Source organism: bacterium (genome assembly GCA_031082185.1).
Taxonomy (GTDB): domain Bacteria; phylum Sysuimicrobiota; class Sysuimicrobiia; order Sysuimicrobiales; family Humicultoraceae; genus VGFA01.
Window position 1 is genome coordinate 371,066 of sequence record JAVHLI010000001.1, and the last position, 12,834, is coordinate 383,899.

General features: G+C 66.2%; 15 protein-coding genes and 1 tRNA gene. 14 read left to right on the forward strand and 2 right to left on the reverse strand.

Going from position 1 to position 12,834, the window contains the following annotated elements:
• The first annotated feature begins 27 nt into the window (after positions 1-27).
• The 10 genes from RDU83_01905 (at position 28) to RDU83_01950 (ending at position 8,223) form a co-directional block, all read left to right on the forward strand.
• Entirely contained in the window at positions 28-747 is a 720-nt protein-coding gene (locus tag RDU83_01905; GenBank protein MDQ7839766.1) for a GntR family transcriptional regulator, read from the forward strand.
• Entirely contained in the window at positions 740-1,288 is a 549-nt protein-coding gene (locus RDU83_01910) for a TIGR00725 family protein (GenBank protein MDQ7839767.1), read from the forward strand. The genes RDU83_01905 and RDU83_01910 overlap by 8 nt, the downstream gene beginning before the upstream one ends.
• Positions 1,285-2,433 carry an extracellular solute-binding protein gene (locus tag RDU83_01915; protein MDQ7839768.1) on the forward strand — a complete coding sequence of 383 codons (1,149 nt, stop codon included), beginning with the start codon at positions 1,285-1,287 and terminating at the stop codon, positions 2,431-2,433. The genes RDU83_01910 and RDU83_01915 overlap by 4 nt, the downstream gene beginning before the upstream one ends.
• A complete protein-coding gene (locus tag RDU83_01920) occupies positions 2,434-3,258 on the forward strand; it encodes a sugar ABC transporter permease (protein ID MDQ7839769.1) in 825 nt (274 codons plus the stop codon).
• Positions 3,255-4,100, forward strand: coding sequence for an ABC transporter permease subunit (locus RDU83_01925; GenBank protein MDQ7839770.1), 846 nt, complete (start codon positions 3,255-3,257; stop codon positions 4,098-4,100). Before RDU83_01920 ends, RDU83_01925 begins: the two co-directional genes overlap by 4 nt.
• Positions 4,101-4,126: 26 nt before the next feature.
• A complete protein-coding gene (locus tag RDU83_01930; GenBank protein ID MDQ7839771.1) occupies positions 4,127-5,137 on the forward strand; it encodes an ABC transporter ATP-binding protein in 1,011 nt (336 codons plus the stop codon).
• A gap of 73 nt (positions 5,138-5,210) precedes the next feature.
• On the forward strand, positions 5,211-5,648 hold the full coding sequence (locus RDU83_01935) for a GspH/FimT family protein (protein MDQ7839772.1): 438 nt from the start codon (positions 5,211-5,213) through the stop codon (positions 5,646-5,648).
• Positions 5,638-6,075, forward strand: a complete 438-nt coding sequence (locus RDU83_01940; GenBank protein MDQ7839773.1) for a prepilin-type N-terminal cleavage/methylation domain-containing protein — start codon at positions 5,638-5,640, stop codon at positions 6,073-6,075. Before RDU83_01935 ends, RDU83_01940 begins: the two co-directional genes overlap by 11 nt.
• 55 nt (positions 6,076-6,130) lie before the next feature.
• Positions 6,131-6,799: a hypothetical protein gene (locus tag RDU83_01945; GenBank protein ID MDQ7839774.1), complete on the forward strand. Its 669-nt coding sequence runs from the start codon at positions 6,131-6,133 to the stop codon at positions 6,797-6,799.
• Complete coding sequence (locus RDU83_01950; GenBank protein MDQ7839775.1) at positions 6,796-8,223, forward strand: hypothetical protein; 1,428 nt, start codon at positions 6,796-6,798, stop codon at positions 8,221-8,223. The genes RDU83_01945 and RDU83_01950 overlap by 4 nt, the downstream gene beginning before the upstream one ends.
• Before the next feature lie 4 nt (positions 8,224-8,227).
• On the opposite strand, the gene RDU83_01955 is transcribed toward RDU83_01950, so the two are convergent.
• Positions 8,228-8,315, reverse strand: a tRNA-Leu gene (locus RDU83_01955).
• Between the two features lie 94 nt (positions 8,316-8,409).
• On the opposite strand from RDU83_01955, the gene rsmI reads away from it, so the two are divergent.
• The 3 genes from rsmI to RDU83_01970 are packed head-to-tail and all read left to right on the forward strand — an operon-like array spanning position 8,410 to position 10,305.
• On the forward strand, positions 8,410-9,282 hold the full coding sequence (gene rsmI, locus RDU83_01960) for a 16S rRNA (cytidine(1402)-2'-O)-methyltransferase (protein MDQ7839776.1): 873 nt from the start codon (positions 8,410-8,412) through the stop codon (positions 9,280-9,282).
• 1 nt (position 9,283) lies between these two features.
• A complete protein-coding gene (locus RDU83_01965; protein MDQ7839777.1) occupies positions 9,284-9,553 on the forward strand; it encodes a DUF2007 domain-containing protein in 270 nt (89 codons plus the stop codon).
• Positions 9,550-10,305, forward strand: a complete 756-nt coding sequence (locus RDU83_01970; GenBank protein ID MDQ7839778.1) for a methyltransferase domain-containing protein — start codon at positions 9,550-9,552, stop codon at positions 10,303-10,305. Before RDU83_01965 ends, RDU83_01970 begins: the two co-directional genes overlap by 4 nt.
• Before the next feature lie 28 nt (positions 10,306-10,333).
• On the opposite strand, the gene RDU83_01975 is transcribed toward RDU83_01970, so the two are convergent.
• Positions 10,334-10,630, reverse strand: a complete 297-nt coding sequence (locus RDU83_01975) for a hypothetical protein (GenBank protein ID MDQ7839779.1) — start codon at positions 10,628-10,630, stop codon at positions 10,334-10,336.
• Positions 10,631-10,870: 240 nt separating this feature from the next.
• Between RDU83_01975 and metG the strand changes: the two genes are divergently transcribed.
• Positions 10,871-12,808, forward strand: coding sequence for a methionine--tRNA ligase (metG, locus tag RDU83_01980; GenBank protein ID MDQ7839780.1), 1,938 nt, complete (start codon positions 10,871-10,873; stop codon positions 12,806-12,808).
• Positions 12,809-12,834: the final 26 nt, after the last annotated feature.

The following is a 12,834-nucleotide window of genomic DNA, read 5'->3' on the forward strand; positions in this document are numbered from 1 at the left end:
CACCGTACGGGTCATGCTTAAGAGGCGATGTCATCTAGACGTCTAGTGCGGTCCACGATTAACCCCCACTCCCGCGTTCCCAAGTATCTTCAGCTCAAAGCAAAGTTCATGCGCGAGATCCAGGAGGGACGGTGGACTGAGGGTGCACGATTCGCGTCTGATCAGGAGCTGACCTCGCAGCTCGGGGTTAGCAGGATGACGGTGCGACAGGCCGTCTCCGAACTGGTCAACGATGGCTTCCTCCGCCGCGATCATGGGAAGGGTACCTTCGTCACGCGGCCCCGCGCCCTGCGTCGGTTCTGGACGGTGATTTCATTCACTGAGGAAATGAGGTCCCGGGGGCTGGAGGTTCAGAACAAGCTGCTCGGCGTCCGGCGGGTGATCCCGTCCGGCCCGATCCAGAAGGCGCTGCGCCTGGGGCCAGGGGAGCGCGTGCTGCAGATCCGGCGCATCCGCGCGGTACACGGCCAGCCCATTGCCTACAACGTTTCCAACATCCCACTGTCCCGCTGTCCCGACCTGGACCGCTGCAACCTCGAGGAGGACTCGCTCTACCTCATCATCCAGAACCGGTACGGCTATCGGATCACGCGGGGCGACCGGGCCTACCGCGCGGCCAAACCCAGCCGAGCAGAGGCGGCGCTGCTGGGGGTCGCGCCGGGCGACCCGGTGTTGGTCGTGGAGGGCACGACGTTCGTGGACCGGGAGATCCCCATTGACTACTGCTACGAGGTCTACCGTGAATAGGCCGGTGCGGATCGGCGTGATAGGTGAGCAGGACGCCTCTCCGGCGCTTGTTGCTGTGGCCGAGGAAGTCGGCCGGGAGGTCGCCCGCAGGGGCGGCGTGGTTGTCTGCGGCGGGATGGGAGGGGTGATGGCCGGCGCGGCGCGGGGTGCGGCCCGCGAGGGGGGCGTCGTCGTTGGCATCCTCCCAGGGTCCACCGCCGATGGAGGCAGCCCTCACGTGACCATACCCATCGTTACGGGCATGGGAGAGGGGCGCAATGTCCTGATCGCGCGCACGGCGGAGGCGGTGATTGCGATAGGAGGCGCCTACGGAACGCTTTCGGAGATCGCCTACGCGCTCAAGATGGGCGTCACGGTGGTGGGTTACGGGACCTGGGTGATGCAACGGGCCGGGATTGAGGCCGATCCCATCCGGCGCGTGGACAAACCCATTGAGGCAGTGGCACTTGCCTGGGAGGCGGCCGTCGAGCGCCGGCGCTCTGCGGAGGGTAACGTGCCTCACGAAGAACGTTCCCCAAAGGGGAGGAGGGAAGAACCATGAGAAGGCTGATTGCAGTCCTTGTGGTGCTGGTGGTCGTCGCGGCCGCTGGCCCCGCAGGGTACGGACAGTCTCGCGTGACGCTGCAGGTGGCCATTGCAGCGGACGTCAACGTCGTAGAGGTTCATCGGAACTTCCTGGGCGTGGCGTTCAGCAAGAACCACCCGACGGTAGGTTTCAACGTTGTGGGCACCGGCACCGGCGAGGCAGCCAGCCGGGCGATCTATACCAAGCTCAAGGCGCAGGCCGACGCCGGGCGCCGCAACTGGGACATTGACGTGGCGGTGGTCTCGATGCGATACGCTGCGCAGATGGTGAGGGAGAACCTGCTGCACAGGTTCACCTCCGACCTCCAGTTCGCACCCTACGTGGTGGGTCCCGACACGGTACGGGCGTTCGGGGTGGACATCAAGGGCTACGTGGTCCCCATGTTTCGCAATCAGATAGCCATAGCCTACAACCCGCAGTTCGTGAGCAAGCCACCCCGGACATTCGCCGAGCTAGAGGCCTGGGTGCGGGCCAACCCCCGGCGGTTCGGCTACAACGGAATACGGGGCGGTGTCTCTGGTATCGGTTTCACCATGGGGTGGGTGTTCTACAAGACCGGGCAGTACGATCTTCTCCTCCAGGGACCCTACGACAAAGCCCATGAGGGGATGATCCGCTCGTCCATCGAGCAGCTTCGGGAGTTCAACCGGAATGTCACGGTCACCTCGGGCAATGCCGGCACCTTGGACGCCTTGAACCGCGGCGAGATATGGATGGGCGCGGTGTGGGTGGACCAGCTCGTGGCCTGGAAGAACGAGGGGCGCATGAACCCGGATATCACCCCGGTGCTGATCGCGCCCGGGCTGCCCATCTACCCGCTCTACCTGACGGTGCCGCGCGAGGCGGCCAACCGCGACTGGGCCGCGAAGTACATAGACCTGGTGGCCAACCCACACATCCAGGCCAAGGTCATCGTGGAGCAGTTCGGTTGGTACCCGGGGATTGACCCCAACCGGGTGATGCCGCTGGTGTCGGACAAGGCCAAGGCGCTGCTGTTCCGAGGCGTGACCGCCGAGGACCTAGCCCGCTACTCGCGGCAGATGCCGCTGGCCGAGTACTATGACTTCATCCTGCTGGCCTACGAGGAGATCGTGCGTTAGGTGAACGCGGCACGGCCGGCGGAGCAGGTCCTGTGGTGGCTGGCGGCAATACCGGCCACCATGGTGATCATCGTCGGCTTTGGGTTTCCGCTGGTGCAGTCGCTTGTCGCGTCGTTCACGCGCGACGGCGTTCTGACGCTGGCGAACTACGAGCTGGTCTACAGGTTATACAGGCAAGACGTCGTCTACACGGTCTTGGTGGCCGCTGCGGGGTTGGTGCTGACCTTCGGGATCGGCATCCCCCTCAGCGGCTACCTGCGGCTGCACCACTCGCAGACCGCCGAATTTCTATTGAAGGTCCCGCTCTTCGTTCCGTTCGTGGTCGTCGGGCATGCGATGCGCATCTTCCTGGCCCCGCGTGGCACGCTGCTGATCTTCCTGCACGCGCTGGGGCTGGTATCCCAGGACACAACCCTGGCGATCAGCGAGGGATGGCTGGGGCTTTCAATAGCGCTGGCGTGGAAGCACCTGGCCCTGGTGGTCCTGCTGCTGATGGGCGCGTTCCGGGGGGTGGGCGAGGAGTACCTGGAGGCCGCGCGGGGCTTCGGCGCCGGGACGCTTCGGCAGATCTGGGCGGTTATGGTGCCCATGGCGGCACCGTCAATCGGGCTGGCAGTGGTGCTATCGCTTACGTCGATGCTGGCCTCGTTCTCTATCCCCCTTATGATGACGAAGGGGTCCGGGCCTCAGATGTTGATGATTGACCTCTACCACCGTTACGGGCTGCACGGCGACTTCGGCACGGCCAGCGCGATCGGCGTAGTGTCCTACCTCCTGGCCGCGGGAGCCGCCTACTACTACCTGAAGGGCGTCGTGCGGCAGTGAACGCGACCGTGCCGCCTGCGGCCCACCAGCGAGACCGGCCCAGGGGACTGCTGGCGCTGGTTCTGCGGGCGGCGCTTGTGGCCGTGCTCCTGGCAGCCGTCGTCGGGCCGCTGGCAGGGCTGGTGCTGTGGTCGGTCGCCGAGCGCTGGCACTGGCCGGCGCTGCTGCCCCAGCAGGTAGGGCTGAAGTACTGGGCCCGCATTACCCAAGGAGATCTGCTGGCCGCCCTTACCCGCGGCGTGGCTATCGCATCGGTGACCACCGTGGTGGCTTTGGTGGCCGCAATCCCGGTCTCCTACGGGGCCGCCAGGGCGCGCCTGCCGCTGGGTCCGGTGTTGCTCATGCTGTTCCTTCTGCCACAGGCCTTTCCGCAGTTGCCGGTCTTCGCCAGCGCCGCGGTGTTGTTCTACCGCTGGAACCTGGCGGGCACGTATGCAGGCGTCGTTCTGATCCACCTGGTGGGCGGGCTGGTCTACGCCGTCTGGACAATGACCGCCGTCTTCCGCGCGATCGGGGAGGACATTGAAGAGGCGGCAATAAACCTCGGCGCCTCGGTGACGCGGACGTTCTTCCGGATCTCGCTGCCGCTGGCGCTGCCGGGGGTGGTGGCCAGCTCGATCCTGGTCTTCATATACTCACTGGATGAGTTCACCGGTACCCTGCTGGTGGGCGCACCGTACGTTACGACGCTGCCCGTTTACATGTACACGGCGAGCCTGGGATATGAACTCCAGATTGCTTCGGTTACCGCGCTTGTCCTGATGGTACCTGGGGTGCTCCTCCTGGTGCTCATGGAGCGCTTCCTGCGGGCCGAGTACCTGGCGTTCTTCGGGCGTCTGTGAGCACGTTCGGAGGGTGACTTAGAAAGATGGATGTTCGCGTCGAAGACCTAACCAAGCGGTACGGACAGGTTACCGCGCTGGATGGCGTGAGCCAGGCTTTCCCATCGGGCGCTCTGACCGCGGTGGTCGGCCCCTCGGGGTGCGGCAAGACCACGCTTCTGCGCTGCCTGGCCGGATTCGTGGCTCCGGACCGCGGCCGGATCCGGATGGGTGATCGGGACGTCACGTACACGCAGCCTCAATCGCGCGACGCGGCCATGGTCTTTCAGAGCTACGCACTCTGGCCACACATGACGGTCTTTGAGAACCTGGCCTTCGCCCTGCGATTGCGCAAGGTCTCCCGCCGCGACGTCGAGCAGAGAGTGCGCGAGGCGCTGGATCTTGTGGAGCTCGATCGCGTCCCCGGGATAGAGGGGCGAAAGCCCCGCCAGCTTTCAGGCGGGCAGCAGCAGCGCGTGGCGCTGGCCCGGGCCATCGCCGTCCGTCCTCAGGTGTTGCTGCTGGACGAGCCGCTCAGCAACCTGGACGCGAAGATCCGCCACCGCGTGCGCGTCGAGATTCGGGCGCTGCAGCGCCGCACCGGCATCACCGCAATCTACGTCACCCACGACCAAGAAGAGGCGATGAGCATCGCGGATATGGTCGTGGTCATGGAGGGTGGGCGCGTCGCTCAGGCCGGTCGTCCCGAAGAGGTCTATGCGCACCCCAAGAGCCCGTTCGTGGCGGAATTTCTGGGCTCCACGAACGTGCTTGCGGCGGTGATGGATCCTGACGGCCGGATCCTGCCCTCCGCGGCCGGCTCTCTCATCTTCCGCGCGGAGGACATTCAACTGGCGTCGCCGCAGGAACCAGCGCCTGCCGGTTCGGCCTGGGTGGACGGTGAGGTCGTGGATGTGCTCTTCCTCGGGGCGGGCTACCGCGCTTACATAAGGGTGGGTGAAGAGGTAGTGATGGCCGACCACCGCACCCCGATGCCACGCGGAGCCGTGCGCGCGGTGATTCCTCTCGATAAGGTCTTCGCGTTCGGTCGGAACTGAGTGGGCGGGACTCCACCAGTTGTGATACCATGTGGATAGTGCTCCAGAGTCAGAGGGTTTGAGAAGTGGTTTCATGAGGCACGCCTCCGGAGAGCGGGCCTACTCGCTCATAGAGTTAGTGGCTGTGCTGTCCCTTGTGGGGATCCTGCTTTCGGCCGCCGTCCACGGGATTCGCCTGGCCGCCGCCCGCGAGGAAGTTGACGGGTGGGTCCGTGGCGTGGCGGCCGACCTCAGCTCCGGGCAGCAGGATGCGATCACCCGGCGAGTTAGCGTGCGTGCGACGTTCCTGAATCAGACATACACGATCGCCGTGGTCGGCGGCGCAACCCTCCGACAGGAAGTCCTGCCCGGGCACATCACATTTGGGTCTCCACAGCAGCAGGTGGTCTTCGACCGCAGGGGCGTGCCCTCGACACCGCTGACGCTGACGGTAAGCAGCACCTCTACCGGGCGGTCGTACACCATTCGGGTGGAAGACGGCACAGGCCGGGTGAGCTACAGTGAACCGTAGGAGGCCCGGGCGCGGCTTCACCCTGATAGAAGTGGTCGTGGCCGTGGCCGTCCTGGGAATGATGGCCACCACCGTGCTGGGGGGTGTGCTCTTCAGCCTGACCCAGTCGCGCAGGGCCTTCATCCGGGCGCAGGCCGCGGCCTGGGTGCAGTCGGAGCTGGACTTCCTGCGTGTCCAGGGCTACGGGGTACCGATCACGACCGCACCGCGCAGGTTCCCCGACACCGCTTTGGCCAACAACGGATACCTTGACTACGCGGATCTACTGGAGCCCCGCGTGCCGGCCGGGTTCCACCAAGCAGAGGTGGAGGTTACCCCGATCTCCGGTCTGCCGCTCAAGCGACTCGTGGTACGGCTGTACCAGACACCGGCCTCGCCGCCATACACTATCCTGGTGACCTATGTGGCGAACTTCACCTACCAGTAGGGCTGCGGCCAGGGCCCCGGCGCAGGCGGGCCAGGCCGGGACAACCCTGGTTGAGATGCTGGTTGCCGTCCTGGTGATGGTGATGATTATTGGGACGATGTCGGTGCTTGTGGGCGCAGCGATGCGCGGCAAGATGATCGTCGCGGTGCGTTCCGCCGACACCGAATCGGCGCGGCAGACCCTTGAGTGGATGTCCGAACGGCTGCGCAACGCCGGCCTGAACGTCTATCCCGACGCCCAGGCGCAGGTGCGCTGCAAGGACATGGTGGTGGCAGAGGACTCAGGTCTTCGCCCGCAGTCGGGGAGCGTTTACGTGAGCGGCGAGATCCTCAACTCGGACACCGTGGCCGGGAACGAGGTCATCACCCTGGGCTACCGTCTGGAGAACGGGGCGGTTGTCGAGGAGAGGGCTCCGTGCTCTGTGGCCTGGAACTCGTCCACCGTCTCTTCGTCGGTGGTCTCCAACCCGCGCATCCCGGTGACCGCGCTGGTGTTCAGATACTTCGCGCGCACCGGCGATCTGATTTCCGTCCCCATGGGCGGGCAGATCACCGACCCGGAGCAGGTCCGCGGCATCAGGCTCATCGAGATCACGCTGACGGTCCAGGGGGAAGAAGGCACGTCAGGTCCGCAGGCACAGACCTTCACACGCTTGGTCATGTTGCGGAACCCCCGGCCCGACGTGAACAACTGGCTCAGCCCAACGGAGACGTATCCGCCATGAGAACCGCAAGAACCATGGAACGGGGCGCGGCCCTGCTCTCCACGATCCTCGTCCTCATCATAATCATGATTGTTACCGCCACCGTGATGATCGTCGTCAGGTCCGACCTGGCGGCCGGGATCCGCCAGCAGCAGGCCGTGCAGGTCTTCAACGTGGCCGAGGCCGGCCTTCACTACGCCATCGCCCGCATGCAGGCTCTTGGCTCGGCGGCCGCCGCCTACACCGGCGAGGCCACTGCGGTGCCCATCAGCGCCGATGGAACCACGGGCGCTGCAGTGGGCTACGCCGCGATTGCCGTAAGGTGTCTGGACGGCACGGTCCCTACCGGGGCCGGTTGCTCCGGTCCGAACGCCGCCTACCGGCGGATCCGGTCCGAGGGCCGCCTCATAGTGCCTGGCCCCATGCGCGTGGTAACCGCAGTAGTTGAGGGCACGACCTCCTCCACGAGCAGCTACGCCGTTTGTGCCTACGACGGGGTCAACCTCGATCAGGGTGTGAGGATTTACGGAGACGTGGGCAGCGACGGCAACATCACCCTGGCCCGCGGGGGGACCCCGGCTAAGGTCTGCGATTCCAATGCCGGGGGCGCCTGCCCGGCACCGGTGCCTGCTCCGGCGCAGGGTTACTCCGGGAGCGTAACCGCGGTGGGCACGATTACCTGCGGCGGCGGCACCTGCACGTCCGCGCAGATAGAAGGGACCCTCGCGCCCAACCAGCCGGCAGGGTCGGTCTGCCCGCCGGTGACGCTTGCCCCCCCTTCGTCGGCGGGTGCCGGTCCCCTCCCCGTGGCCGCCGGCACCACCGTTACCCTCGATCCAGTGGTGAACTACGGTGACGTGACCCTGTCATCGTCCGGCACCAATGTCTGTCCCGCCGACGTCGACCAGCGCGCCACGCTGATCATAGACTCAGGCACCGATCCCAACGCCACCGTCACCGTGCGGATGCGCCGCCTCTGGGTCGGCAAGTGCGCCCGCCTGGTGATCACTGGATCCGGCAGGGTCGTGCTCTGGCTGCTGGAGCCTGAAGCCAATCCCGCCGGCGCGGCCAGGCAGGCGCTCAAGGCGGAGCAGTTGTCCGTTTTCGGATCAACCACAACAGGGGCGACGCCTTCCGCGATCACCGGGGATCGGTTCACGATCAACGTCCTGTCCAACAAGCCGAATGGAGACGCGGGCGACTGCCTGGGCGGGGAGGCCACGTGCGGGGCCGTGCACTTCAACCAGTCGGGTCTGATCTCCGGGACCTTCATCGTCCCAGGTGGCGGCTTTCAATTGGACCGGGCGCAACTCACCAACGGCGCCATCCTCTCGTATCAGATGCAGTTCGACCAGAATACCACCTTCTACTGGGATCCGGCATCGAGGATCGGCGGCGGCGGACTTGCCAACTTCGACCGGCTGAAGGCCTGGAAAGATCAATAGGGGTTGGTGCGGAAGGGGAGATTTGAACTCCCACGAGCTTTTGGCCCACAGGCTCCTGAGGCCTGCGCGTCTGCCAATTCCGCCACTTCCGCGCGTACCGAGTGCAAAATCAAGGATAGCCACGCAACCGCGGTGCTGTCAAGGACGGGCGGCGCTGGTGCTGTTGTTGGGGTTGAGGGGCTGACGATGAGCGCATCCGGCACGCTCTACCTGGTGGCGACGCCGATCGGCAACCTTGAGGATATTACGGGCCGCGCGGTGCGCATGCTGCGCGAGGTCAGCGTGGTCGCGTGCGAGGACACGCGTCACACGCGAGGGCTGCTGGCCCACCTGGGGATCCGGACGCCGACGCTGAGCCTCCACGAGCACAACGAGCGGGCCCGCATCCCGCAGATTCTGGGTCTGCTGCGGGAGGGGAGGAGCGTGGCCGTCGTCTCCGATGCCGGCACGCCCGCGATCTCCGACCCGGGTTCCCATCTGGTGGCCGCCGCCGTGGCGGACGGGTTCAAGATCGTGCCAATCCCCGGAGCAAGCGCCGTGACCGCGGTGGTGTCCCTGGCCGACTTCCCAGCCGATCGGTTCGCCTTCATCGGTTTTCTCCCGGCTAGGACCGGCCAGCGGCGGCGCGTACTTGCCTCGCTGGCCCGGCTGCCCATGGCCTTGGTGCTGTTCGAGGGCCCACACCGCGTGCGCGACACGCTGGCCGACATCGAGTCGGTCCTGGGCCCGCGCCGGGTGGTGCTGGCGCGCGAGATCACCAAGGTGCACGAGGAAGTCCTGCGCGGCACTGCTGCCGAGGTGCGCGCGGCATTGAGCACGCCGCCCAGGGGTGAGATTACGCTGTTGGTCGAGGGCGCGGTTGCGGGGGCGGTTGCGGGCGCGGGCGAGGCCGGATCTTCGCCGTCCGCCCGGGTGGGCGAGGAGCGCGCATCCCCCGAGGAGTTCGCCGCGCGCCTGGTGGCGCAGGGACTCTCTCGACGCGATGCGGCCAGGGCGCTTGCCGAGGCGTACGGCCTGCCGTCGCGCGACGCCTATAGGATCGCCAGCGGGGTGGTGTGAGATGCCCATGTGGCCTGCGCCCGGAGACGTGGTGGTGGTGCACGGTGCCGCGACCGAGTTCGAGGCCATCGCGATCCGCGATCTGCTTGAGGCCGCCGGCGTGCACACGATGATCCGATCGCGCGTTGTGCCCGGCTACGGGGTGCCGACGATGGCCGGGGACCAGGCCGGCATAGTGGCAGAGATCCTGGTGCCCCCTGAGCACGAGGGCGAAGCCCGCGCGCTGATTGCCGATTATCTGGCCGCGCTCGAGCAGGACGCTCCGCCGTGACCCGCCGCGCCGAATGGTGGCATGACGTATTCAACCGGCGGGAGTTCTTCGATCTGTACCAGAAGGCCGACCTGGACCGCGCCGCAACACAGGTGGATCAGGCGCTTCGCCTGCTGGATCTCCGGCCGCCCGCGCGCGTGCTGGACGTCTGCAGCGGCTACGGCCGCCACAGCGTGGAGATGGCCCGCAGGGGCTTCGCGGTCGCCGGCGTGGACATCTCCGAAGTCCAGGTAGCGCAGGCGTACCGCCACGCCGCCTCGGCCGGCGTCAGCCCCGCGTTCGTGGTGGGCGATGCGCGCGCGCTGCCGCTTGGGGGCGGCTTCGATGCCGCGATCAACATGTTCCTATCTTTCGGCTACTTCACGACCGATGCCGAGAGCCAGGTGATGCTGGATGGGGTGGCACGGGTACTGCGCCGCGGCGGCCGCCTGCTGATTGACTTCTGGAACCGCGAGCACGAGATCCGCAACTTCCAGCCGGTCGTGCTGGATCGGCGCCACGACGAGATCCTGGAGATCGAGGACTGGGCCTTTGACCCGCTGGCAGGCCGGTTGAGCTGGGTCAACACCGTGATCTATCCAGACGGCCGCAGGGAGGCGTGGACGCAGTCCATCCGGGCTTTCACAGTTGCGGAGGTAAGGGCGATGCTCGGCGCGGCCGGATTTACGCTGGTAGCCCTCTACGGCGGCCTGGCGGGTGAACCGTACACCATGGACTCCGAGGCGGCGATCTTCGTGGCGGAGAGGATCTAGCGGCGAGTAAGGCAGGCGGCCGGGTGTTCTACCGCCATGCCGTCATGAACGCCGCAACGAAGAGCGTCGAGAGGCCGAGGACCACGACGCCTATTACTATGCCGGTGACCGCCTCATCGAGACCTTCTGCCCCGCGGGTCTTCATGATCCTGTACAGTCCCAGGATCCCCAGCGTGATGGCGGCGAGGGCCAGGATGCAGTTGATGCCTGGCAGCCAGCAGACGCGCAGGGCGATCAGGCCCAGTGCGAAGCTCAGCCCGGCAGCGCGGGGCAGGATCCCTTTCCTTTCTGCCGTCTGCGGCGGACCCGTGGTTTGATGCTGCATGGCACCCACCTCCGATTCCAGCCTAGGGGTAGGAGGCGCAGGCCGCATCAGGCACATATCTAGGCGCAGGCGGCCGTACTCCTAGAAGGCAGGGAGGTGGTATCCAATACAACACCGGAAACCGACCTACAGAGCCCTAGGAACCACCGGCATTTGACACTCTCAAACGGCCAGGCCTAGAATCAAACCTACGCCTGGCGAAGCCGGGGTCCAGCGCGGTTTCCCGGAAGGGTATGGCTGATGGAGAAGTTCTACATCACGACGCCGATATACTACGTGAACGACGTGCCGCACATCGGGCACGCCTACACGACAATCGCGGCCGATGCCGCTGCCAGGTTCCACCGGCTGGTCGGCCGTGACGTGTACTTCGCCACCGGCACCGACGAACACGGCCTCAACATCGAACGCGTGGCGCGCGCCCACGGGGTGGAGCCCCAGGTATGGGCCGACAGGATCTCCGCCGCGTTCCGCGATCTCTGGGCGGGCCTCCACATCGCTCACGACGGCTACATCCGCACGACCGAACCCAGGCACGAGCGGGTGGTGCAGGCGATCTTCACGCGGCTGTACGAGCAAGGGGACATCTACAAGGGCACCTACGAGGGATGGTACTGTTCCTCGTGCGAGTCGTTCTATCCCGAGGCCGAGTTGGGAGTGGACCGCACCTGTCCGGTGCACACCGGCAGGCCGGTCGAGTGGAACGCCGAAGCCTGCTACCTCTTTCGCCTGTCCAGGTACCAGGACTGGATACAGAGCCACATCGAGCGCCACCCAGGATTCATAGAGCCCGAGGCGCAGCGCAACGAGGTGCTGAGCTTCGTGAGGTCCGGTCTCAGGGACATCGCGGTCAGCCGTTCCACCTTCAAGTGGGGCGTGCCGCTTCCCTTCGACCCTGATCAGGTGGCCTATGTCTGGATTGACGCCCTGATCAACTACATCACGGTCATCGGATACGGTGACGACCTGGAGCAGTTCCGAAGGTTCTGGCCGGCGGAGGTGCACCTTGTGGGCCGGGACATTCTGAGGTTTCACGCCGTAATCTGGCCGATCGTGCTGCACGCCGCCGGGCTTGAGCCTCCCCGACAGATCTTCGCGCACGGATTCCTGACGTTTGGGGGGCAGAAGTTCAGCAAGTCGCTTGGGATCATCCTGGACCCGGTGGCCGTCAGCCGCGAGCTGGCCGAGACATCAGGGGCCGAGCCGGCGGTGGCGGTGGACGCGCTGCGCTACTTCCTCCTCCGCGAGGTCCCCTTTGGCGCGGACGGTGACTTCAACCGGCCGGCCCTGATCGGCCGGTTCAACGCCGACCTGGCCAACGACTACGGCAATCTGCTCAACCGCACTCTCCCTCTTGTTGCGCGCCAGTTTGGCGGGGTGCTCCCCGCGCCTGGTCCGGCCGAAGGAACCGATGCAGCCCTGGCAGAGACCGCGCGCGCGGTCGTGGCCTCATTTGGCGAGCACGTGGGCCGCCTCAACTTCAGCCAGGCGCTGGCCGAGGTATGGAGGCTGCTGGGCGCGGCCAACAAGTACATAGATGAAGAGGCGCCGTGGTCGGCCATCAAGCAGGGCCGTACCGACCGGGCAGGGACGATTCTGTACAACACGCTGGAGGCACTGCGGATCGCCACCATCGTGCTTTCCCCGATTATGCCGGTCGCCACCCAGCGGGTTTGGGAGCAGCTCGGCATCGAGCAGCCGCTGGAGGTCCAGCGGATCGAAGATGCCAGGCGGTGGGGCGGGCTGTGCCCCGGCCTGCGCGTGCGAACAGGAAACCCCATTTTCCCGCGCATAGACACGCGGCCAAAGCCCGTCGCTGCAATTGCGGCCAGGGAGGGAGAAGATGCCGTGAGCGAGATCACGATCGAGGAGTTCAAGCGCCTGGACGTGCGTATCGGCGAGGTTACCGCCGCAGAGAGGGTGCAGGGCACGGACAAGCTGGTCAGGTTGACGGTGAGCATAGGCGACGAGACGCGTACGATCGTGGCCGGGATCGCCACTCACTACCAGCCGGCCGACCTGATCGGCCGGCGCATCGTGGTTCTGGCCAACCTGCAGCCGCGCAAGGTGCGTGGTGTCGAGTCGCGCGGGATGCTGCTGGCGGCGACGTGGGGGGACGACGAGGTGGCGATCCTTACCGTGGACGGCGCGCCGCCTGTGGGGTCGAGGATTTCCTGATCGGTCCGGCAGGTTGCGGCTCCCGC